This is a genomic window from Arthrobacter sp. D1-29, assembly GCF_054130585.1.
In genome coordinates this window covers 4524836-4545957 of sequence record NZ_CP096383.1, presented here as the reverse complement: position 1 = coordinate 4545957, position 21122 = coordinate 4524836, and the positions used below count along the sequence as shown (strand labels likewise).

General features: G+C 62.0%; 12 protein-coding genes. 7 read left to right on the top strand and 5 right to left on the bottom strand.

What is annotated here, in order from left to right:
• Positions 1–39: 39 nt before the first annotated feature.
• The 4 genes from M1E17_RS20595 to M1E17_RS20580 form a co-directional block, all read right to left on the bottom strand.
• Positions 40–1686 (bottom strand): FAD-dependent oxidoreductase, encoded by a 1647-nt coding sequence (locus tag M1E17_RS20595; protein WP_457963773.1) that lies wholly within the window; start codon positions 1684–1686, stop codon positions 40–42.
• 105 nt (positions 1687–1791) lie between these two features.
• A complete protein-coding gene (locus M1E17_RS20590; protein WP_457967859.1) occupies positions 1792–2571 on the bottom strand; it encodes an SDR family NAD(P)-dependent oxidoreductase in 780 nt (259 codons plus the stop codon).
• Between the two features lie 163 nt (positions 2572–2734).
• A complete protein-coding gene (locus M1E17_RS20585) occupies positions 2735–4279 on the bottom strand; it encodes an ABC transporter substrate-binding protein (protein WP_457963772.1) in 1545 nt (514 codons plus the stop codon).
• 37 nt (positions 4280–4316) lie between these two features.
• Positions 4317–5351: a D-2-hydroxyacid dehydrogenase gene (locus tag M1E17_RS20580; RefSeq protein ID WP_457963771.1), complete on the bottom strand. Its 1035-nt coding sequence runs from the start codon at positions 5349–5351 to the stop codon at positions 4317–4319.
• 538 nt (positions 5352–5889) lie between these two features.
• Here M1E17_RS20580 and M1E17_RS20575 point away from each other — a divergent pair.
• From M1E17_RS20575 to M1E17_RS20560, 4 genes are all read left to right on the top strand, one after another.
• On the top strand, positions 5890–6831 hold the full coding sequence (locus tag M1E17_RS20575) for an ABC transporter permease (RefSeq protein WP_457963770.1): 942 nt from the start codon (positions 5890–5892) through the stop codon (positions 6829–6831).
• Entirely contained in the window at positions 6828–8618 is a 1791-nt protein-coding gene (locus tag M1E17_RS20570; protein ID WP_457963769.1) for a dipeptide/oligopeptide/nickel ABC transporter permease/ATP-binding protein, read from the top strand. Before M1E17_RS20575 ends, M1E17_RS20570 begins: the two co-directional genes overlap by 4 nt.
• An 88-nt stretch (positions 8619–8706) precedes the next feature.
• On the top strand, positions 8707–10782 hold the full coding sequence (locus tag M1E17_RS20565) for an alpha-amylase family protein (RefSeq protein WP_457963768.1): 2076 nt from the start codon (positions 8707–8709) through the stop codon (positions 10780–10782).
• Between the two features lie 58 nt (positions 10783–10840).
• A complete protein-coding gene (locus M1E17_RS20560) occupies positions 10841–13489 on the top strand; it encodes a hypothetical protein (RefSeq protein ID WP_457963767.1) in 2649 nt (882 codons plus the stop codon).
• 623 nt (positions 13490–14112) lie between these two features.
• Here the strand turns inward: M1E17_RS20560 and M1E17_RS20555 are convergent.
• On the bottom strand, positions 14113–14982 hold the full coding sequence (locus M1E17_RS20555; RefSeq protein WP_457963766.1) for an ATP-binding cassette domain-containing protein: 870 nt from the start codon (positions 14980–14982) through the stop codon (positions 14113–14115).
• A 479-nt stretch (positions 14983–15461) separates the two neighbouring features.
• On the opposite strand from M1E17_RS20555, the gene M1E17_RS20550 reads away from it, so the two are divergent.
• From M1E17_RS20550 to M1E17_RS20540, 3 genes are all read left to right on the top strand, one after another.
• On the top strand, positions 15462–17048 hold the full coding sequence (locus M1E17_RS20550) for an ABC transporter substrate-binding protein (RefSeq protein ID WP_457963765.1): 1587 nt from the start codon (positions 15462–15464) through the stop codon (positions 17046–17048).
• 222 nt (positions 17049–17270) lie between these two features.
• Positions 17271–19019 (top strand): ABC transporter ATP-binding protein, encoded by a 1749-nt coding sequence (locus M1E17_RS20545; protein ID WP_457963764.1) that lies wholly within the window; start codon positions 17271–17273, stop codon positions 19017–19019.
• Positions 19016–21058 carry an ABC transporter ATP-binding protein gene (locus tag M1E17_RS20540; protein ID WP_457963763.1) on the top strand — a complete coding sequence of 681 codons (2043 nt, stop codon included), beginning with the start codon at positions 19016–19018 and terminating at the stop codon, positions 21056–21058. The genes M1E17_RS20545 and M1E17_RS20540 overlap by 4 nt, the downstream gene beginning before the upstream one ends.
• Positions 21059–21122: the final 64 nt, after the last annotated feature.

Here is a 21122-nt window from a genome sequence, read left to right as displayed (position 1 = left end):
ATAGAGATGGTTGGAAAATCGAGTGCCCTAGTCGAGGCATCAATGGCCTTGGCGTGCCATGTGGCGGGCGCCGCGGAGACCAAACACGACGGCGGGGCCAATAGTGGAACCTGGGCCGGGATATGTCCGTCCCATGACGGAGGCGGAGTTGTTGCCGGCCGAGTAGAGGCCTTCGATGACCGTGCCGTCCTCGCGCAATGCCCGGGCCTCGGCGTCGGTGACGACGCCGCCCTTGGTGCCGAGATCTCCAATCACCACCTTGAACGCGGTGAACGGACCCTTTTCCAGCGGACCGAGGCAGGCGTTGGGGTGGACCGTGGGGTCGCCGTAGTAGCGGTCGTAGGCTGAGTTGCCGCGCCCAAAGTCGCCGTCGACACCGGCCCTGGCAAAGCCGTTGAACCGGTGGATGGTCGCCTCCAGGCGGGCGGGATCCATGTCGAGTTTCGCAGCGAGCCCGGGAATTGTGTCCGCTTTGACCATAATCCCCGCCTCTTTCATGGCCTTGTTGTTCTTCGGGTCGATCGCGAAGGTGCGGAGGTAGCGGCGGGCGTGCCGGGCGTCTCCGACCAGCCAGTACGGGCCGTCCTTGTCGTGCTCGAGCATGTGGTGGCCGAGGTCGACGTAGGACTCGGACTCGTTCGCGAACCGATCGCCCTTGGCGTCGAGGATGACCGAGTAGGGCAGGGAACGCTCACCCACAATGAATGCGGCGCCATGGCCAGGCGCTGCTGCGACCGATCCGCCCCACCAGGCGTCGTCCATGAGCTCAAGCGCGGCGCCGTTGTCTTGCGCAATTTCGATGGGCCGCCCGAGGTTGCCCGGGGCGCCTGACGGGGCGCCGTCGATTCCGTGGTGCTTCTGGCGGAGGTCCTTGTTATGGTCGAAGCCGCCGCCGGCCAGCATCACGCCGCGCGCCGCACCAATTGTCAGTGCTTCGCCGTCCCGGGTTATCCGTACCCCTGCGACACGGCCGTCCTCCACGATGAGTTCCTGCAGCGGGGCATTCAGCCACAGGTCAGCACCTTGCTTCTGGACGACGACGTCGAGGAAGGCAGCGGCGAATCCGGCGCCAATGCCGGCGAGCTTCTTGCCGGTGACCGCCCCGCCGAGGGCGCGGAAGACGAGCTGCGCCCCGCGGATGAAGCCGGACGGTGTTGACCAGGCCCGGCCCAGAAGCCAAATGTCGTCGGTCTTCACCGGGAGTGCGACCGGCGCCTGGCACGTCGTCCACCAATCGCCGATCCTCTTGATATTGAACGGCTTCACCTCCAGGCCACGGCCGATCTTGCCGCCCGGGAGCTCGGGGTAGTAGTCCGGGTAGTCAGCCGCACGCACGAATCTCACGCCGTACTTCTCTGCTGTGTTGACGAAGTCGGCGACGCCGTCGACGAACGCCTCTTTCCGGGCCCGCGTCGTGGCCCGGAACTCCTCGCCGACCGTCGCCTCCAGATAGGTCAGCGCCTCACCGCGGGAGTCGCCGGCGCGGTCACGCTGCATCAGCGGGTTATTCGGCATCCACATGCCGCCCCCGGACATGGCGGTGTTGCCGCCCCACTTTCCGGTGCTTTCGAGCAGGAGTACCCGAAGGCCTTCATCGGCGGCGCCCATGGCTGTCGCCAGTCCCGCGGCACCGGTGCCGACGACCACGACGTCATAGCTGTGGTCAAAAAGCTTTGACTCTGACATGCTTTTGCTCCTTCAGTTCATGGGCGCCGGTTCCACTTTTGACCCGGGCAGGCTTAAAGACACGGACGACGACGGAACCTCCCGCCGTCGTCCGTTTTCGGTTCACTACAGGGCTGACCAGCCGCCGTCGGAAGCCAGGATGGCGCCGTTGATGTTGGTGCCATCGTCGCTGAGCAGGAAGGTGATGGAGGCAGCCAACTGCGCGGCCGTTGCCGGGGTGGGGATGGTGGCCTGCATGAGCGGGCCAAGGCGTTCTGCGGCCATCCGGGATCCGAAGTTCGCCACGATGCCGGTGATCGTGGGGCCGGGAGCCACCGCGTTGAAGCGAAGTCCCTTGGGCCCGTAGATCACTGCCGAGTTCTTGGTGAGGCCGACAACGGCATGCTTGGAGGCGGTGTAGGCGGCGCCGGCAGCCGAGCCGCGGATGCCGGCCTCCGAGGAGACGTTGACCACCGAGCCTGCGCCGGCGTCGAGCATGAGCGGGACAACGGCGCGGGTGAGGCGCATAAGAGCGGTGACGTTGATCCGGAAAACGCGGTCCCAGAGTTCGTCGTCCACCTCGTGGATGGGCGCGAAGTTGTCCATGATCCCGGCGACGTTGGCCAGGGCGTGGACGCGCCCTCCGGCAGCCGCGACGATTGCGGCGACCGTTTCTTCGGTGGAGACGTCGCCGGGCACAGGCACCAGGTCCAGGCCCGCGTTCTCTTCCACCAGGGCGTCGAGGCGTTCCTTGCTGATGTCAGCAGCGATGACCTTGCCACCCTCCTTCGCGATGCGCAGGGCGGTCGCCTGCCCGATCCCGGAGGCTGCACCGGTGACGATGACGGTTTTCCCTGCAAAACGGTTGTTTGTAATGGCTTCTTGCCACGTGGCTTCGTTGCCCATGATGTCCTTCCAGACGGTGATGATGTGGATTCGTTGAGGGCCGGGGGCACCCATGTTATGACACACTGTGTCATTACGGAGGGGTGGATAGTGGCGGGATGCCGATTCGCCCGTCGGAGCACCACGGTGGGTGCCCAACGGGCGGATCGTTGCAAAAGCCGGCCTATTTGTTGTTTGTGCCGAAATTGCGGACGTCGAACAGCGATACACCCGTGCCGACGTATTCGAAGCCGGGCTGAGTCGCCCAGAGCGCCGCCTGCGAGAAAACTGGAGCGAACCAGGCGTCCTGCACTCCGAATTCGTTGATTTCCTTCAGGATTGCTCCCTGACGCTCGGGATCTGTCTCGGCATCCAATTGCTCGAACAGTTTGTCGAGTTCAGGATCCGTGTACTTGAATGGATTCTGGGAACCACCCGACCGGTAATACACAGCTGCCGTCCTGGTTGCCGCCGCAGTGGCACCGATGTTCCAGTAGGCACCCCATTTGGTATTCTGTCCGGCATTCTGGGCGGGCACGGGCTCCCATTCCACCTCTATTCCGATATCCCCGAGTGCTTGACTGATGGTGGGCTGATATTGCAGCGACGGCAGGTTGGCGGGCATCACCAGTTTGAAGCCGTCCGGGTAGCCAGCTTCAGTAAGAAGCTTGCGCGCCGCTTCGGGGTCATGGCGGTAGACGTCGTCGAGTTCCGGGTCGTATGCCGGCGAAAAATCGTTGAAGACCTGATTGGTCGTCTTGCCGTTGCCGCGAAGGATCGCTTTCACGATGCCCTCCTTGTCCAGGGCCATGTTGATGGCCTTGCGGACCCGGACATCGGCAAGCGCCGGGGTCACGGTCCCTGCGCGGTCGGCGAGCACCAGCTCAGCGATCGCAGTGGAATCGACGCGCTTCACGTTCAGTCCGCCGCCCTTAGCCTGCTCCGCCTGGGTCCCGTCGACGCTGCCGGCGTCGAGTTCTCCGGTGAGCAGTGCATTGAAGAGCGCAGTCCGGTCCGGAATCGCCCTGATGGTGACCGTCTTGAACGGGTAGGCGTCCGCATTCCAGTGGTCCTCGCGCCGTTCCAGGACGTAGGTCGTCCCAGCGATCGTCTTGTCCTTGTTGAGGACGTACGGGCCGGAAGCTACCGGGTTGAGGGCGGTACTCGGGTCAGCGAGCGTGTCGGGGTCACCGATGACACCGGACCCATAGGAGAGAGCGACAAGGAGGTTGGGATCCGGATGCTTGAGACGGAGGACAGCGGTCCGCTCATCGGGAGCCTCGACGGACTCGATAGCAGCCAAGTTGCTCTGCTGCGGTCCCGGGGTGTTTTTGGTGCGTTCCAGTGTGGCCTTCACCGCCGCCGAGGTGACAGGATCACCGTCGCTGAAGGTGAGGTCGTCCCGGAGTTTCAGGGTCAGCGTGAGTGCGTCGTCGGAGTACTCCCAGCTCTCGGCGGCAGCTGGTACCAGCTTGCCGTCGTGGTTGCTGTAAATAAGCGTGTCGTAGAGGGACGACCAGACGTACCGTTGGGTGCCGTCATGCAGCTGTGCAGGGTCCAACGAATTGGGCGGGGCCTGCACGCCGAGTGCGACCGTCGCGGTGCTGTCGCTGTTACCGCCTCCAGTGGCCGAAGGCTTGGTTTCGCCCGTGCCGCAGGCCGAGAGGGCCAGGATGGTTGCGGCGGCGATGGCGCCGATCGCGCGGCGCCGTGAGTGGATTTGAGGCATGGGAGCTCCTTTGCTCGGTGGGTTGGCAAGCCGTGTTTCAGGAATGGATCGGTTGAGTTGGACGGGGGCCTTTGGTGAAGACATCCCGTGGCGTAAGGGCGTTGAGCAGCGGCTCATTGCGCTGGTACCGGTGGAGGTTCTCAAGGATGAGATCGATCGACCGCTGGGTGCGTGACGGAAGCTTCGGGGTCATATGGGGCGTAATTATGACGTTTGACATGTCCCAAAGCGGGGAGTCGCCCGGCAAGGGCTCAGGGTCAGTCACATCGAGTCCGGCTCCCGCAATTTCTCCTGCGTTCAACGCGCTGATCAGTGCGTCCTGGTCGACGAGCTGGCCCCGGGCCATGTTGATGAGGTAGGCGTCGTTCTTCATCCGTTTGAACTGATCGCGGGAGAACAGATGGTAGGTCTCGTCGTTCAGGGGAGCAGCCAGCATGACCACGTCGGATTCTTCTAAAAGTGCATCCAGGGAATCGCCCGCATCAGCTGAAAGCATCCTGTCCACACCGCCGGGGAGATCACCGGCGCTCCGACGGTAGCCGATGACGTTCATACCAAACGCCTTGCCTAGTTCAGCCATCGCCTGGCCGGTGTTCCCCAATCCGACGATCCCCAGGGTCTTCCCCCATAGCGCCAAACGGTTGTGGTAGTCCGGAATGCCGCGCCACACGTGTGCGTCCTGCATTGCGAAAAGCTGCTTCGCGTCAAAGGTCAATGACAGGGCGAAGTAGAATCCGTGCTGCGCAAGGGCCTGGGCGGACCTGCCGGCCGATCCTGTAACGACAATCCCCTTCTCGAACACCTCGGGACGTGCCGAGCGTGTCAATCCGGAATGATCACAGTGCACCCAGCGCAAATTGGGTGCCGCAAGGAACCGATCATCGATATCCATCAAATGGATGGCAACATCCACACGCTGAAGGGCGTCAGCGATGCCGTCCGCGTCCCCGGGATGAAGGTGGAGGAACTCCGCTGGAGCGAACGCCTGCCGAAGCTGGTCAATTTCCTCAGGCTCCCACATGACTGTGGCGAGCACGCTGCGTACCTCGTGGACAGGCGAATCTGCAACCATCGCTGAACTTCCTCGTTTCAGTTGGAGCGGGTGGTTTTTCACAACCCAGTTGCCATCAGCGTACGCAGATAAGCATTTAAGTCAACCGGTTGCCAGAAAAAACTGATGGCGAATAGTGCTGTTTTCCCGTAAGCGACGGCGGGCGGGGAGCGGGTACAAGTTTGCTGACATCACTCAAGGGGGATATCTTGTCAATCGATTGCTGCAGCCCGCGGTGCTTGGCTTACCGAAAGAGCGGCCGGACCTTCGATTCACTTTTCAGACACCGGTCGCGACTGGTAGCCATCAGCGCGAGCCGGGGCAGGGATCTACGGCAACCGGTTGTCAAAACCGTCGTTTGCGCATAGAGTTAGCTTGCGCGGTACCAAGGCTGGCCTTTGAGGTCGGCATCAATCAAAACGTACGACAAAGGAGTCATCGCGATGTGCATACGCTCATCTATCCGGCGCAGAGCTCCGCGGCCGCAGTGGTCGCCAGCAACCGAGTTGCCACCTTCCAACTCGTTTACTCTGCGGCGAGAGCTTAGGTAGGGCCAAGAATGCTTCAGTACATTCTTCGCCGTCTCGGTATCGGAGTGATTCTTGCCGCTCTGGTGACCTTTCTTACATATTGGCTGCTGAGCTTTTCATCTGATGGAGTGGCCGCCAATATCCTTGGGCCAGCAGCGACAGCAGAGTCGATCGACGCTCTGAAGAAGGACATGGGACTCGACCGCCCGTTCATCGTTCAGTACTTTGACTGGCTCGGCGGAGTTGTCCGCGGCGACTTCGGAGTCTCCTTTTTTACGAGTGAGGCGGTGGTCGGTGCGGTGGTATCACGTCTTGGCGTGACGCTCTCGATCGTTCTCACCGCACTTATTATCAGTGTCATAGTGGCCGTGGCCCTCGGCGTACTTGCGGCTTCACGTGCCGGGGCGATTGACAGGGTGACGCAGAGCGCGTCGCTGCTTGGGCACCTTCTGCCGAACCTGCTCATTGCAATTGTCCTGGTGGTCGTCCTCTCCATCAATCTGCGTCTCCTGCCTGCAACCGGGTTTACCCCGTTCAGCGAAAGTCCGAGCAAATGGGCCGCGTCAATCACCATTCCGGTGATCGTGCTTGTTATCAACGGAATCGCGAACATCGCCGCCCAGGTACGGGGAACGATGATCGGCGAGCTCCAGAAGGACTACGTCCGGACGCTCCGTACCCGCGGCGTGCCGACGTGGTCCATCGTGTATCGCCATGCGCTGCGCAATGCCGCTGCTCCGGCCCTCGTTGTCCTGTCGCTTGAGTTCATCTCGATGTTCGGCGGTGCACTCATCATCGAGAACGTGTTTGCCCTTCCTGGGTTCGGCTCGTTCGCGTTCAACTCCTCCCTGCAGGGGGACATCCCAGTCATCATGGGCATCACAGTATTCAGTGTGATGCTCGTCGTCAGCGTCAATCTGGTGACGGACCTCATCAATGGTTGGCTAAATCCGAAGGCGAGAATCTATTGAGCACCGAATCAGCGATCATCGCGACGGAGGCTCCGGCAACTCCCGTACGCCGGTCGGCATACCGCAGACTGATCCGAGACCCACAAGCCATCATCACGGCCAGCTTCCTGCTTTTGGTCATCATCATCGGCATACTGGCGCCGGTCATCACGCTGCACGGGCCAAACGAGTCATCGCTGGATGCCGTGAACGCCGAAATGGGGACCCCCGGCTACCTACTGGGCGGAGACCAAAGCGGACAGGACATCTTTGCGCGCCTGCTCTACGCGATCAACACGAGCGTCATCTCCGGTCTGATCGGTACCAGTGTGGCAATCGTCATCGGGCTCTTCTTCGGACTGGTTGGCGGGTACTTCGGGAACCGCGTACGGACCTCGGTCGAGTGGATTTTCAACCTGATCATGACCTTCCCGGGAATCCTTCTGCTGATCGTCCTCATGCCGGTGACGAAGGGCGACTACCGGGCCACGATGCTTATCTTTGGCGTCCTTCTTGCCCCGGGTGTCTACCGTATCGTGCGTAACCTGACAGTCGGTGTGAAGAACGAGCTCTACGTCGACGCCGCCCGAGTGTCGGGGCTGTCAACACTGCGGGTCCTGGGCCGGCACGTCATGCCGGTGGTGCGCGGGCCAGTCATCATCTCTGCGGCGTTCCTCACTGGCTCGGCCATCAACGTCCAGGCCGGCCTGGCATTTCTCGGCCTTGGATCCGCTGAGATCCCGAGCTTCGGCGGAATGATCTCGTCCGGCTTTCTCAATCTCTACGTCGACCCGCTTCAGTTCGTTTGGCCGGCGCTGCTGCTCGGGCTGATGTCTGCGTGTCTGGTCCTGCTGGGAAACTCACTGCGGGATGCGCTTGAGGGTGTCCGCCCCAAGGCCTCGAAGGTGGGGGCGCCGGCCCAAGCGGCAGTCACCCCGGCTGGCCAGACCGACGGCACGGACTCTGACCTGCTTCAAGTACAGAACCTGGAAATCTCCTACCCGACGCCGTCAGGCGAAAAGAAGCCCGTGCTCAAGGGGGTCTCACTCGACCTGCGGGCGGGAGAAACCCTCGGACTTGTCGGCGAATCGGGGTCCGGCAAGACCCAGACCGCCTTTGCGATCCTGGGAGTGCTTCCTCCGGAATCAATCATTACGAACGGCTCAATCAAGCTTGAGGGCCGTGAGCTCATTGGGCTGCGTGAAGGGGAGCTCCGCAAGCTTCGCGGCCGTTCCATCGCTTACGTCCCGCAGGAGCCAATGTCGAACCTCGACGCTTCGTTCACGGTGGGCGCCCAGCTTGTCGAGGGCATCCGGAGTGCGACGACGCTTTCGCGGCGCGCCGCTCGGGAACGGGCGCTTGAGCTGATGGAACATGTGGGCATCACCGATCCGCAAAGGACCTTTGACCTGTATCCGCACCAAATCTCCGGCGGCATGGCGCAGCGAATTCTGATCGCCGGTGCCGTAGCGAGCCGACCCAAGCTCCTGATCGCTGACGAACCCACCACTGCCCTCGACGTCACCATCCAGGCTGAGATTCTCGACCTGCTCCGCGATCTTCAGAAGGAGATGGGAATGGCGATTCTACTGGTCACCCACAACTTCGGCGTCGTAGCGGACATCTGCGACCGGATGGCCGTCATGCAGCAGGGCCGGATCGTCGAGACAGGAGACGTGGTGGAGGTGTTCAGGAACCCACAGCACCCCTACACACGGGAGCTTCTGGAATCGATTCTCGATGAGGAAAGTGTCCGCGAAGACGCCCCAGTCGTCAGAGTGCCGGCGGCTAAGGAACTTGCCGGATAGCCGGACGATCGACCCGCTGTATCAGCCCACTATCCCCTCACCTACCCTCAGTCGGCATATAGCCGGAACTCACTAGATAGGTTTTTCCATGCTTCACGGTTCTTCCGGTGAATACGATCGTGACCTGCCCAAAGACAGCCGCTGGCTCGATCCGTACAACGTGCTGCAAACGAATCTGCAGGAAATCGACGTTCATATGGACGTCGACAAGGCTGCTGATGCCGCCGTCGAATACGGCGCGGACACGTGGTTGCTCAACGCGGGCGGGATTGAGTCTTTTTATCCCACCGACCTGCCCTTCCAAACGCGCAATCCGCTCCTCAGCATGCGTCCTTCGGGCGACCTGTTCGGTGACGCCGTGGCAGCAGCGAAGCGGCGCGAACTTAAGATCATTGCCAGGCTGGACATGTCGAAGGTATCGACGCGGATAGCGAAAGAGCATCCTGACTGGCTCTTCCGATCAGTGGAGGGAAAACCGCAGGTATATCACACGCTCTTCAGCGTCTGCCCTTCATCTGAGTACTACCAGTCCCGGACGTTCGATGTGCTCGACGAGCTCATTGATCGCTACGACATCGACGCCGTGTTCTTTAACTGGTTCAACTTTAACGAACGCGATTACGACGAGGTGATGCACGGGCCGTGCCACTGTGACTCGTGCAAGAGTGGGTTTGAGCGCTTCAGTGGCGGGAAAGAACTTCCTGCTGACATGAAGGCGGAGACGTTCGGTCTCTGGCGCCAGTACGTGAGTGCGACACTTGGCGATTTGACCGCGCGGATTGCGGATCATGTGAACTCGAAGTCACGGGACATTGGCGTCATCCTTCGTGCCGGGGCCCCGATTGTCTATTTGGAAGCCAACAACGCCTTCCGATCCATGCCCGGGAAGGAATTGTGGCCACACGCTACGGCGGAGGCGGTCAGCGCCCACGTGTCCTCAAGGCCGGAATCGTCCGTCATGGTCAACTGTGTCGCCTTCATTGACAGCACGTATCGAATGGGTTCAGAGCAACCCGAGCATTTCGCGCAGTACGTGCTTCAGACCATGGCCCGTGGCGGGAATCCTTCGGCGTACTACATGGGCGCGCCCGGGCGTCTCCCCATGGCCTCGAGCATCTCCCTGGGCCGGGAAGTGATGCGATTCCGTAGCCGGCACAGCGACCTGTACCGGACGCTGCGCCCTGCGGCAAACATCGGCCTGGTGCGGCCAGACATCGCCTCGTCGGCACCAAACCACTGGGACGCTCTCGAGGAATTTCGGGGGGTCTACCAGTCACTCCTTGAGGCTCACCTGCCATTCGATGTGATTCCGGTCGACCAGCTGGGAAAGCTCGGAGAGAATGGAGGACTGGACCAGTACTCCCTGCTCGTCTTGCCCGATGTGGGAACATTGGGCAAAGCAGCTGCAGCGGTGGACGCGTTCATCCATCGGGGCGGGAAGATGGTGGCCACCGGTTCCTCCGGTCTAAGCCGTGACGGCGTCGTTGAGCTGCAGTGCAATCCGGCATTTCGCGCCTTGGACTCCGTGCTGTCCGGAACCGAGCTTCGCTCCACTTTCGTGACGGACACTGCTCAGCCCAGGATGGGCGAGTTCCACTATGAGGCACCAGTTGTCCCGGTTTATGGACGATACTTTCCCTATGTATGGAAGCCCGACGCAGCAAAGGTCGGCTTCATGCTTCCCCAAGCTCCGTTCGCTCCGCCCGAACTCGCCTATGGCCACACGGGAAGTGCGCATCCCGATTACGCGCGCAGCATCTATGGAGATGGCGAAGTCGCGTATGTCCCGTGGACAATCGGGCGAACGTATCGGGAGTTCGGAAAAACCGACGTGCGGGACCACCTCCTGGGACTCGTTCAGTCCCTCGTTACCCCGGACATCCGCGGCGACATCCATGAAGGTGTTGAGCTCATTGCAGGACGAAGCGGGAACAGCACTGTCATCCATTTCCTCAACCACACCGGTGCCCGGCGTCGCTCCTATGGACCACACGTTTCCGTCAGCGGAGGCCGGCTGCATTTGACCGGACGCGGCCGGGAGAAGGTCCTGGTGGAGGCTCTGGTCACTGGCCTGGAACTGGATACAGCCGCCGTGAACGACGACCTGGTAATCGATTTGCCCCCACTTGAGCTATTCGAGGTCATCACTGTTACGACGCAGTAATGATTCCAAGCCGCGGACACGACGATCAACTGGCCGACAACATCGGAAGGAATCCAGCATGCTGAACTCCCACCTCACTATCACTTCAGATCCAGCCATCGTCCAGTTGACGGCGGTCCAATGGGCCATTGAAAAGCTGCGGGAGCTTGACGGGCCGGCGCTCAGCGTTGGGGGGCCCGGGAAGCATCCCGCCTTGGAGATCGTGCTTCTGGACAACGCTGATACTGACGCGCTCGCACTGGAGGCGCTCGCAGGTTCGAGCGAGGCCGAGTCGTACTCGCTCATAGTCACAGAGCCGTCCTACGGTGGGCGCCGGGTCGCCATTGTGGCCGGGGACGAGCGTGGGTACGCATATGCTCTCTCGGAAATCACGGAGCGCGCCCGTGCTGATGGCCTGGACGGACTTCCGCTTGGCTGGAAGGAGTCCCAGCGCCCTGCTGTCCCGGTGAGAGGCATTCAACGGAACTTTTCAAGCGTCCACGAAGACAGCCCGTGGTTCCACGACCGTTCCTTCTGGACCGAGTATCTCGACCATCTCGCTGCACAGCGCTTCAACCGGTTCCACCTGGCGTTTGGAATGCAGTACAACTACGGGACGGGGTGGGAGAGCCGTACCGCCACGGACAACTACCTTGTTTTCGCCTACCCCTTCCTGCTGGACGTGCCGGGATACCAGGTGCGGGCAGAGGGTATTTCAAGTGCCGAACGTGACCGGAACTTCGAGGCGTTGGCTTACATAGCCCGGGAGACGCGTCGCCGCGGCATGAGTTTTCAACTGGGTCTGTGGAACCACGCTTACGACTTCGGGTACGACTCCCGCCACTGGTATCCGATCCTCGGCATCGGCCCGGAGTCGCACGCGGACTACTCCGCCGATGCCCTCGGTCTACTCCTGGAACGGATACCCGAAATTGACGGGGTCACTTTCCGGGTCCATCATGAGGGCGGGATTCATGAGGAGGGGCATGAGGTCTTCTGGGAGAAAGTTTTCGACCGAATTTCCAGGATTGGCCGCCCAATCGAGGTCGACATGCACGCGAAAGGGGTGGATCAGCCCCTCATTGATGCAGCCAGGAAGCCAAACCTGCGGCCGGTGATCTCGGCAAAATACTTGGCTGAGCATATGGGCCTGCCCTACCACCAGGCCTCGATTCGCCAGCATGAACGGCACCCCCTCCACTTTCCCGGCATGGAGAAGGCGATGACCGGGGTGACGGACGGCGACCGGCGGTTCACGCGCTACGGTTTCGCCGACTACCTCAACGAGGACCGGCCCACCGACGTCATTTTTCGGGTGTGGCCGGGAACTCAGAAATTGCTCTTGTGGGGTGACCCTGCCATCGCCAGTGGCTTCGGCCGGTATTCGACCATTGGCGGTTCCAGAGGCATCGAATTCTGCGAGCCGTTGACCTTCAAGGGACGACGAGGCACCGGGGAACCGGCCCGCCGCGATCCCTACGTACGTGATGATCTCCGCCTCGGTGTGTCGGACTGGCGCAAATACCGGTACACCTACGTGCTTTGGGGCCGTCTCCTCTACGATCCGGATGCGAGTCCGGAGATCTGGCAGCGCACGCTTCGCTCCGAGTACGGCAGTGCCGCAGGCGACTTCGAGACGGCTCTTGCCAACTTGAGCCGCATCCTGCCGTTGGTAACCGTTGTCCATGGCGTCAGCGGGGCCAACAACTTCTACTCTCCCGAAATGTACGTCGACCTGCCCATCTCTGAATGGAAGCTTTCGATGCATTACGCCTGGGATACACCTGATCCCAAGACGTGGGAAGGGGTCAGCCCGTTTGATCCGACCTTGTTCTACAGCGTCGGAGAGTACGCCGATGATGCGGTTCCAGGCCGACTGCAGCCGAAGTACACACCGCTCGAGGTAGCAGCGTGGATTGAGGCGATGGTTGCAAAAGGCGAGCAGGCGTTGTCACGCGCCACCGCCACCGCCTCCTCCGACAGTGCGCAGACGCTGCGCACCATCATCGATCTACGGGTGCTCATCCAGCTCGGACAGTTTTTTGCCGGCAAGTTCCGGTCCGCAGTGCAGTACGCGCTGTTCCGGCGGACGGGCGATACAGGCCTCCTTGAGGACGCAATCCGGATCCTGGAGACCGCGCACGCCGCTTATGCGGGCATCGCGAGGATTGTCCAGGGTGTCTATCAGGACGACCTCGCGTTCGGCGTCGGAACCTCCGACCGTGGCACCTGGTCCGACAGGATCATGGGGATGCGGGAGGACCTTCACCTCCTTAAGCGGGAACTCGAGCGTGCGCCGAAAAAACGGGCCGGTGAAGCACATTCACGACCTGAGCGACGAAAGGAGCGATGGATCGCCGACGCCCGGTTCGAGCACGTGGCATCCTTCGACCGCGGGGAGTCGCTTGAGGTTCGGCTCCTGACCGCAGATCCCGCCATAACCCGTGCTGTACTCCGCTACCGACACCTTAACCAGGCCGAGGACTACGAGACGGTCGAAATGGCGCATATTCACGGCGGCTTCTCCGCAGTACTGCCGTCCGGTTACACATCGTCGGCATTCCCTCTGGTCTACTTCGCTGAGGTGCACACTGACGGGGACCACCCCGTCTTCGTGCCGGCTTTCAACGAAACCCTCTCGAACCAGCCCTACCAGCTCGTGCATAGCTCGACCTGGACCACGAGGAACAGTGCTGATGTAGAGGTACGTTATATAGCCTCCCGCTGAACACTGCACCCGACGGCGGCGGGAGACCCGCCGATGCTCGTTTCGTTATCGCCCGTAAAAAGCCGCCCGCTCACCCGATCGAGACCGCAGATGCTTCGCGGCGAATGTGAACTGGTCCCGGCAGTTGGACTGGCCAATAGTATCCTAAGCAGCGAGGGCCTGGGCCCGGTATTGCACCGGGCTCAGGCCCTCGAGCTTTTTGGAGATCCCTTGCAGACCCAACCCAAGGGCCTGCATTAGCTTCAGCTTCAGCACGGCGTTCTTCGCGACCGCCCACCCCTGCTTTGAGCAGCTCCGCGTGGACCCGTCGGTGCCCGTACCGGCCATGTTCGTTTCGAAAATGCCGTCGCGTAGCCGGCCTGTGGCCCGAGCTAGCTTCCGCTGGTATTGATCAAGCCGATAGCCCGGCCCTGGGAGCTTTTCGAGGATCCGTTGCTGGCACGATGTGGCGCCCTGGAGCCCACGCGAACATGGTTCGCGTGGGCATAGGAATTAGCATTAGGGGATCCCTCGCCCAGCGCTAAACGCCGCGACGGGTCACATGAGCACTCTTGCGCTTTCAGCAGTTGCCCCACGGTTCTGAGCCGCCCGGCTCAGGCAATGCGCCGGCTCCAGCAGATAGATCAGCTGGCCAACGAGGCTGCTCCAGCCTGCTCGTCCATCTGCCGCTGCTGCTCGATAAGCCGGCGGCGCTCCGTTCTACGCTTCTCCTGGTTGGCGGGGTCGGCGACCGGTGCTGCGAGGAGCAGCCGCTGCGTGTATGGATGCTCCGGCTTGAGTGTTACGGTCCGCGCTGGCCCCGTCTCCACGATGTCGCCCTTGTAAATAACAGCCACACGATGGCTCACATGCCGAACCACGGAGAGGTCATGCGAAATGAACAGATATGCGAGGCCCGTTTCGCGCTGGATATCGAGGAGCAAATCCAACACGAGGGCCTGCGTCGACAGATCGAGGGCGGAAACAGGTTCATCACAGACAATCAGTCGTGGCCCTGGAGCGAGCGCCCGTGCGATGGCCACGCGCTGTCGCTGACCGCCGCTGAACTCCTTCGGTAGCCGCTCGGCAGCATCGCTGGGCAGCCCGACCTGATCCAGCAGCGTGCGCACCTTCGCCCGCGCATCGCGCGGCGAGGCCCCCTGGACGATAAGCGGCTCACTCAGGATGTCCCCGACTGTCAGTGCCGGGTTAAGCGAAGAGTACGGATCCTGAAAAACCACTTGGATCTCGCGCGCCAGGGACCTCCGCGTCTTCGCGTCAGCATGCGTAATGTCTTGTCCGTTTAGCACAATGTTGCCGCCACTGGATTTAACAAGGCCCAGTACAGCTCTGCCAATGGTCGTCTTGCCGGACCCCGACTCACCGACGAGTCCCAATACCTCGCCAGGTGCGATAGACAGCGAGACGCCATGCAGCACTTCTATCGAGCGGGCGCGGACACCTCGTCCAGCAAAGGAGACCCGAAGATCTTTGACTTCCAGAAGCTGACTCATTATTTCCCTCTCAAAGCTGGCTCAGATTTTCCGGCAGCACCCATAAGGAGGCTGCCCTGAGGCGATGCGCTCCTCAATGTCTTGACCAACTGGACATCGCGTGTCCGGGTTCTCCCTCGTGACAGCTCCATCGTCCTGCCGGACTTTCGCGTTCGAATGCACATGCGGTGGCTCCTTCGTCATCCGTGCAAGGCCTGGTTTGGGTGGCCGCTCAACAAGTGTTGGGCCAATTACTTTTTTCCCGCCCGCATCCAGTACAGCATCCCACCACTGTGCTTGACAAGCGATTGCCGCAATCAAGTTCTCGCATATCTGCACGGAAGTGCGCGTTAGTTTGTCCAATTTCCGCCTTACTGGAAATTTTTTGCGGCAACCGGTTGTCAAGCGGGCTGTGAGGTGGTTCACTTATCTCAGCCCGAGACTTTCGGGGACGTCCGCACGCTAGCAGCATGGGACGTTTGCAAGACAAAGGAGTCCTCATGAACATGCGCAACACAGCGCTTCCCGGGAACAGGTCCAGGAGAGTGCGCGCTTCCTACACGGCGATGCTGATCGCCGGCGTCCTCGCAACTTCGGCGTGCGCCCCATCGAACAGCGATTCCGGCAATGCCCCCGCGAATGGGTCGGGGGCCAGCGATGCGAAGATTACCCTCGGGGTGACGGCTGCACCGCGGTCGCTGGACCCGGCACAGCTTGATGGCGGTACACAGGCCTATGTTTGGGGGTCCATTTACGACACCCTGCTGTATCTGGACAACGACGGCAACCTGAAGCCTAACGCTGTCAAGGAATGGAAATACAGCGACGACGCACTCACCTTGACCTTGACGCTGCGTGACGACCTGAAGTTCAGCAACGGCGAGGCCGCAACGTCGGCAGATGTCAAAGCAACCTTCGAGCGCAACAAGGCGACCCCGGGGCAGCAGACCGACAAATTCACCTCCGTGGAGTCCGTCGAGGCCCCGGATGAACAAACGGTTATCGTCAAGTTCACCGCCCCGGACCCGGCGTTCCTCAACAACATTGCCACTGACGCCGGCGTAATCGCCGATGACAAAAACCTCAGCGATCCCAACATCGCCACCAATCCGATCGGATCGGGCCCATACACCCTCAACACGCAGAAGAGCGTCACTGGCAGCTCCTTCGTGCTTGAGCGACGTGAAGACTACTGGAACCTTGATGCCTACCCGTTCAAGACGATCACGGTTCGAGTAATTTCCGACGCAACGGCTATCGTCAACGCCCTTAAGGCAGGAGAGATTGATACCGGCCAAGTGCAGGCGAACGCGATGCCCCAGTTCCAGGGCAGGCCAGAGTTTAACCACGTTCAGGTGAAAGGCGCGTCTGTCTCCTACCTCAACCTGGCTGACCGGGCCGGTACCAAGCTCAAGCCGCTTGCGGATGTGCGGGTCCGCCAGGCTATTAATTACGCGTTCGACCGCAAGGCAATGGTCGAAAAAATCCTGTTGGGACAGGGTGTGCCCACCGTTCAGCAGTTCAACCTGAACGGAGCCATCTATGACGAGAGCCTTGACTCCACGTACAGCTACGATCCGGAGAAAGCCCGCAAACTCCTCGCCGAGGCAGGATTCTCCAATGGCTTCGAGATATCAATGCCCAGCACCGTAATGTCGACGAACTTTGAGCCCACTATCTCGCAGGCGCTCGGAGACATCGGAATTAGAGTGAACTGGGAACCTGTCCCCATTCAGAACGCGACGGCGGCAGTGGCCGGTGCCAACTACCCGATGTACTTCTTTACAGTGGGAACTGACGTGGGGCCACGTGAGGTAATCCGCCAACTCAAGGGTAAGACCCAGAACCCGTTCCAGTGGACCGTGCCAGAAGTCGACGCGCTCCTCACGGAGGCGAGCTCGGAGGTGGACCCCGAGGCGCGTAACGAAAAGTACAAGAAGCTGAACGAATACGTCGTCGAGGAGGCATTGTTCGCTCCACTGTTCTACAACTCCGCGAATTATGTAACATCCAAGGATGTTCTCTTCCTGGGAAACGGTAAGAAGAACTTCCCGTCCATCCGGACCTTTGATGTAAAAACGGGCTGACCGGGCCTGAAAGAGACCAGGCAAAAGTCGTTTGACCGCGACTGCCTATGGGTGGCCGAAGGACCTTTCCTTCGGCCACCCGCTTTATTCTGCTCGTCAACGGCCAATACGCTCTGCGAGAACCGGCAGGGAATGTCCGGCATTCTCAGGGAATTCACCCAGCCTCCGGACGTAAACTGACCTTCGCATCACGTTCCGTGAGCCCTGGACCAGGAGCCGCTTTTGCTCTGGAAACTGCTTGTTGAATACCTGCGGCCGCACCGGCAGCTGCTGGCCGCCGTCGTGGTTTTCCAGCTGGCGCAGTCCATCGCGTCCCTGTACCTGCCCACCCTGAACGCGGACATCATCGATGAGGGCGTGGCCAAGGGGGACACCGGGGTCATCCTGAACCTGGGCGGCCTGATGCTGGCCATCACGCTGCTGCAGATCGTGTGCGCCGTGATCGCGGTGTACTTCGCAGCGAAGGCGGCGATGGGCGTGGGCCGGGACCTGCGCGGGGCTGTTTTCCAACGGGTGGGCGAGTTCTCTGAGCAGGAAGTCACCAAGTTCGGCGCGCCAAGCCTCATCACAAGATCCACCAACGACGTCCAGCAGGTCCAGCAGCTGGTCCTGATGTCCGCCACCATGCTGGTCACCGCGCCCATGCTCAGCATCGGCGGGGTGATCATGGCCGTGCGGCAGGACGCGCAGCTGTCCTGGCTGATCGCCGTCGCGGTGCCGGTGCTGCTGATCGCCGTCGGCCTGATTACCGTCCGGATGGTGCCGCTGTTCCGGAAGATGCAGAAGCGGATCGACACCGTCAACAGGGTGCTCCGCGAGCAGCTCACCGGCATCCGCGTGGTGCGCGCCTTTGTCCGGGAGGACATCGAAACGGAACGCTTTGCCCGCGCCAACGAGGACGTCACGGACACCGCCCTCCGCACCGGCCGGCTGATGGCGCTCGCGTTCCCGGTGGTGATGCTGGTGCTGAACGTCTCAAGCGTGGCAGTGATCTGGTTCGGCTCGTTCCGGATCCAGGACGGCTCCATGCAGGTGGGCACCCTGATCGCGTTCCTCAGCTACCTCCTGCAGATCCTGATGTCCGTCATGATGGCCACGTTTATGGCCGTGATGATCCCACGGGCAGCCGTCTCGGCGGACCGGATCGGCGAGGTGCTGGGAACCGAATCCAGTGTCCGGCCGCCGCTGCATCCTGTCAGCAGCGCCCCCTCCAGCGACGGGCACCGCCGGGGAGAGCTGGAAATGCTCGACGTCGGATTCGCCTACCCGGGTGCCGACCAGCCCGTCCTTTCCGGCATCAGCTTCACCGCCCGCTCCGGCCAGACGACGGCGATCATCGGCAGCACCGGCGCCGGCAAAACAACCCTGGTGAACCTCATGCCGCGGTTGTTCGACGCCACCACCGGCTCGGTCAGGATCGACGGCGTGGACGTGCGTGAGCTGCACCCGGACCTGCTCTGGGGTCACATCGGTTTGGTCCCGCAGCGGCCCTACCTGTTCACCGGCACCGTGCGCAGCAACCTGCTCTACGGCAAGCCTGACGCCACCGAGGACCAGCTCTGGGAAGCGCTAGGCATCGCCCAGGCCAGGGATTTTGTGGAGGAGATGGAGGGCGGGCTGGACGCCACCATCAGCCAGGGCGGCACCAACGTCTCGGGCGGGCAGCGGCAGCGGCTGGCCATTGCCCGGGCCCTGGTGAAACGGCCCGAGCTCTACATCTTCGACGACTCCTTCTCCTCGCTGGACACCGGCACCGACGCCCGGCTCCGGCAGGCCCTCAAGCGCAGCACCGCCGGCGCCACGCTGGTGATCATCGCCCAGCGCGTGTCCAGCATCGTTGACGCGGACCAGATCTTAGTGCTCGACGGCGGCAGGATCGTGGGGCGCGGAACGCACAGTGAGCTGCTGGAGACGTCCGGGACGTACCGCGAGATCGTCTCGTCCCAGCTGGCAGCGGAGGAGACGGTATGAGCTCCCCGCACCGCCCGCCGTCGAACGCTTCTTCCGGAACCACCGGCGGAACGGCACCAGCCGCGAAAGGCGGGCCCGCCGTCGTCGAACGCATCCCGCGTCCGGCGGGCGGACCGGGACGCGGCGGGCCGTTCGCGGGGATGAACGTCCCCGCCGAAAAGGCGATGAACTTCGGGCCGTCGGCCAAACGGCTGCTGGGAACACTCCGGCCGGAGCGGGCGTGGCTGCTGCTGGTGCTTGTAATGGGGGTGGCCAGTGTGGCGCTCTCGGTGATCGGGCCGCGGCTGCTGGGGGAGGGCACCAACCTGATCTTCGCTGGTGTGGTGTCCCGGGAGCTGCCGGCCGGGGTAAGCAAGGCGGACGTGATTGCGCAGCTGCGGGCGTCCGGGCAGAACCAGCAGGCGGACATGCTCACGCCCATGGCGCTGACGCCTGGGCAGGGGATCGACTTCGCGGCGCTGTCCAGCGTGCTGCTGTGGGCGCTGGTGCTGTATGTGCTGGCGTCGGCGTTCATGTGGGTGCAGGCGTATGTGCTGAACGCGGTGGTGCAACGGACGGTGTTCGGGCTGCGGGAGCGGATCGAGGCGAAGATCAACCGGCTGCCGCTGCGGTATTTCGATTCCATCCAGCGCGGCGAGCTGCTGAGCCGCGTGACCAACGACGTGGACAACATTTCGCAGAGCCTGCAGCAGTCCATCAGCCAGGCGGTCACGTCGGTGCTGACCGTGGTGGGTGTGCTGATGATGATGTTCATCCTGTCGCCCACGCTGGCGCTGATTGCGCTGGTGACCGTGCCGATGACGCTGGGGATCACGGCACTGATTGCCAAGCGTTCGCAGAAGCTGTTTGTGGCGCAGTGGAAGCACACGGGGGAGCTGAACGGGCAGATCGAGGAGACGTACACCGGGCACGCGCTGGTGAAGGTGTTCGGCCGGCAGCAGGAGGTGGGCGAGCGGTTCCGGCAGAAGAACGCGGAGCTGTATGAGGCGAGCTTCGGGGCGCAGTTCATTTCCGGGCTGATCATGCCGGCCATGACGTTCATCGGGAACCTGGTGTATGTGGGGATCGCCGTGGTGGGCGGCCTGCAGGTGGCGTCCGGGGCCATGCAGCTGGGCGATGTGCAGGCGTTCATCCAGTACTCGCGGCAGTTCACCATGCCGCTGGCGCAGCTGGGGTCCATGGCCAACCTGCTGCAGTCCGGGGTGGCGTCCGCGGAGCGGGTTTTCTCGTTGTTGGATGAGGACGAGGAGCTGCCGGATCCGTTGCCTGGGGTTTCTTCTGCCGATGGTTTTGGCCGGGGCCGGCTGGTGTTTGAGTCTGTTTCTTTCTCGTATTCGCCGGACAAGCCTTTGATTTCTTCGCTTTCCTTGGTGGCGGAGCCGGGGCAGACGGTGGCAATTGTGGGGCCCACCGGGGCCGGGAAGACCACCCTGGTGAACCTGATGATGCGGTTCTACGAGATTGATGCGGGGCGGATAACGCTCGACGGCGTGGACGTCACCTCGGTGTCCCGGCGTGAGCTGCGCTCGCGGATGGGGATGGTGCTGCAGGATACGTGGCTGTTCGGCGGGACCATCCGGGACAACATCGCGTACGGGCGGCCTTCTGCTACTGAGGACGAGATTTTGGAGGCGGCGCGGGCGACGTACGTGGACCGGTTTGTGCGGTCGCTGCCGGACGGGTACGACACTCTTCTTGAGGACGAAGGCGGGAATGTGTCCGCGGGGGAGAAGCAGCTGCTGACGATTGCGCGGGCTTTCCTGGCGCGGCCTTCGGTTTTGATCCTGGATGAGGCGACGTCTTCGGTGGATACCCGGACGGAGGTGCTGGTGCAGAAGGCGATGAGCGCTTTGAGGTCCGACCGGACTTCGTTTGTGATCGCCCACCGGCTGTCCACCATCCGCGACGCCGACCTCATCCTGGTGATGGAGGCCGGCCAGATCGTCGAGCAGGGGACGCACGCTTCACTGCTTGCTGCGGGCAGGGCGTACGCCCGGCTGTACGAGGCGCAGTTTGCCGCTCCGGTGGCGGAGGTCTGATCGGTTCCGGTTGCTTGCGAGGACCAAGGCAAGGACCCGCGTGTCAGCGTGGAGTTGCCGCTGT

Excerpts from the sequence above, each read along its gene's own strand:
- M1E17_RS20585 (WP_457963772.1), bottom strand. The coding sequence starts at position 4,279 with ATGCCTCAAATCCACTCACGGCGCCGCGCGATCGGCGCCATCGCCGCC.
- M1E17_RS20550 (WP_457963765.1), top strand. The coding sequence starts at position 15,462 with ATGAACATGCGCAACACAGCGCTTCCCGGGAACAGGTCCAGGAGAGTG.
- M1E17_RS20595 (WP_457963773.1), bottom strand. The coding sequence starts at position 1,686 with ATGTCAGAGTCAAAGCTTTTTGACCACAGCTATGACGTCGTGGTCGTC.
- M1E17_RS20575 (WP_457963770.1), top strand. The coding sequence starts at position 5,890 with ATGCTTCAGTACATTCTTCGCCGTCTCGGTATCGGAGTGATTCTTGCC.
- M1E17_RS20555 (WP_457963766.1), bottom strand. The coding sequence starts at position 14,982 with ATGAGTCAGCTTCTGGAAGTCAAAGATCTTCGGGTCTCCTTTGCTGGA.
- M1E17_RS20590 (WP_457967859.1), bottom strand. The coding sequence starts at position 2,571 with ATGGGCAACGAAGCCACGTGGCAAGAAGCCATTACAAACAACCGTTTT.
- M1E17_RS20565 (WP_457963768.1), top strand. The coding sequence starts at position 8,707 with ATGCTTCACGGTTCTTCCGGTGAATACGATCGTGACCTGCCCAAAGAC.
- M1E17_RS20560 (WP_457963767.1), top strand. The coding sequence starts at position 10,841 with ATGCTGAACTCCCACCTCACTATCACTTCAGATCCAGCCATCGTCCAG.
- M1E17_RS20540 (WP_457963763.1), top strand. The coding sequence starts at position 19,016 with ATGAGCTCCCCGCACCGCCCGCCGTCGAACGCTTCTTCCGGAACCACC.
- M1E17_RS20580 (WP_457963771.1), bottom strand. The coding sequence starts at position 5,351 with ATGGTTGCAGATTCGCCTGTCCACGAGGTACGCAGCGTGCTCGCCACA.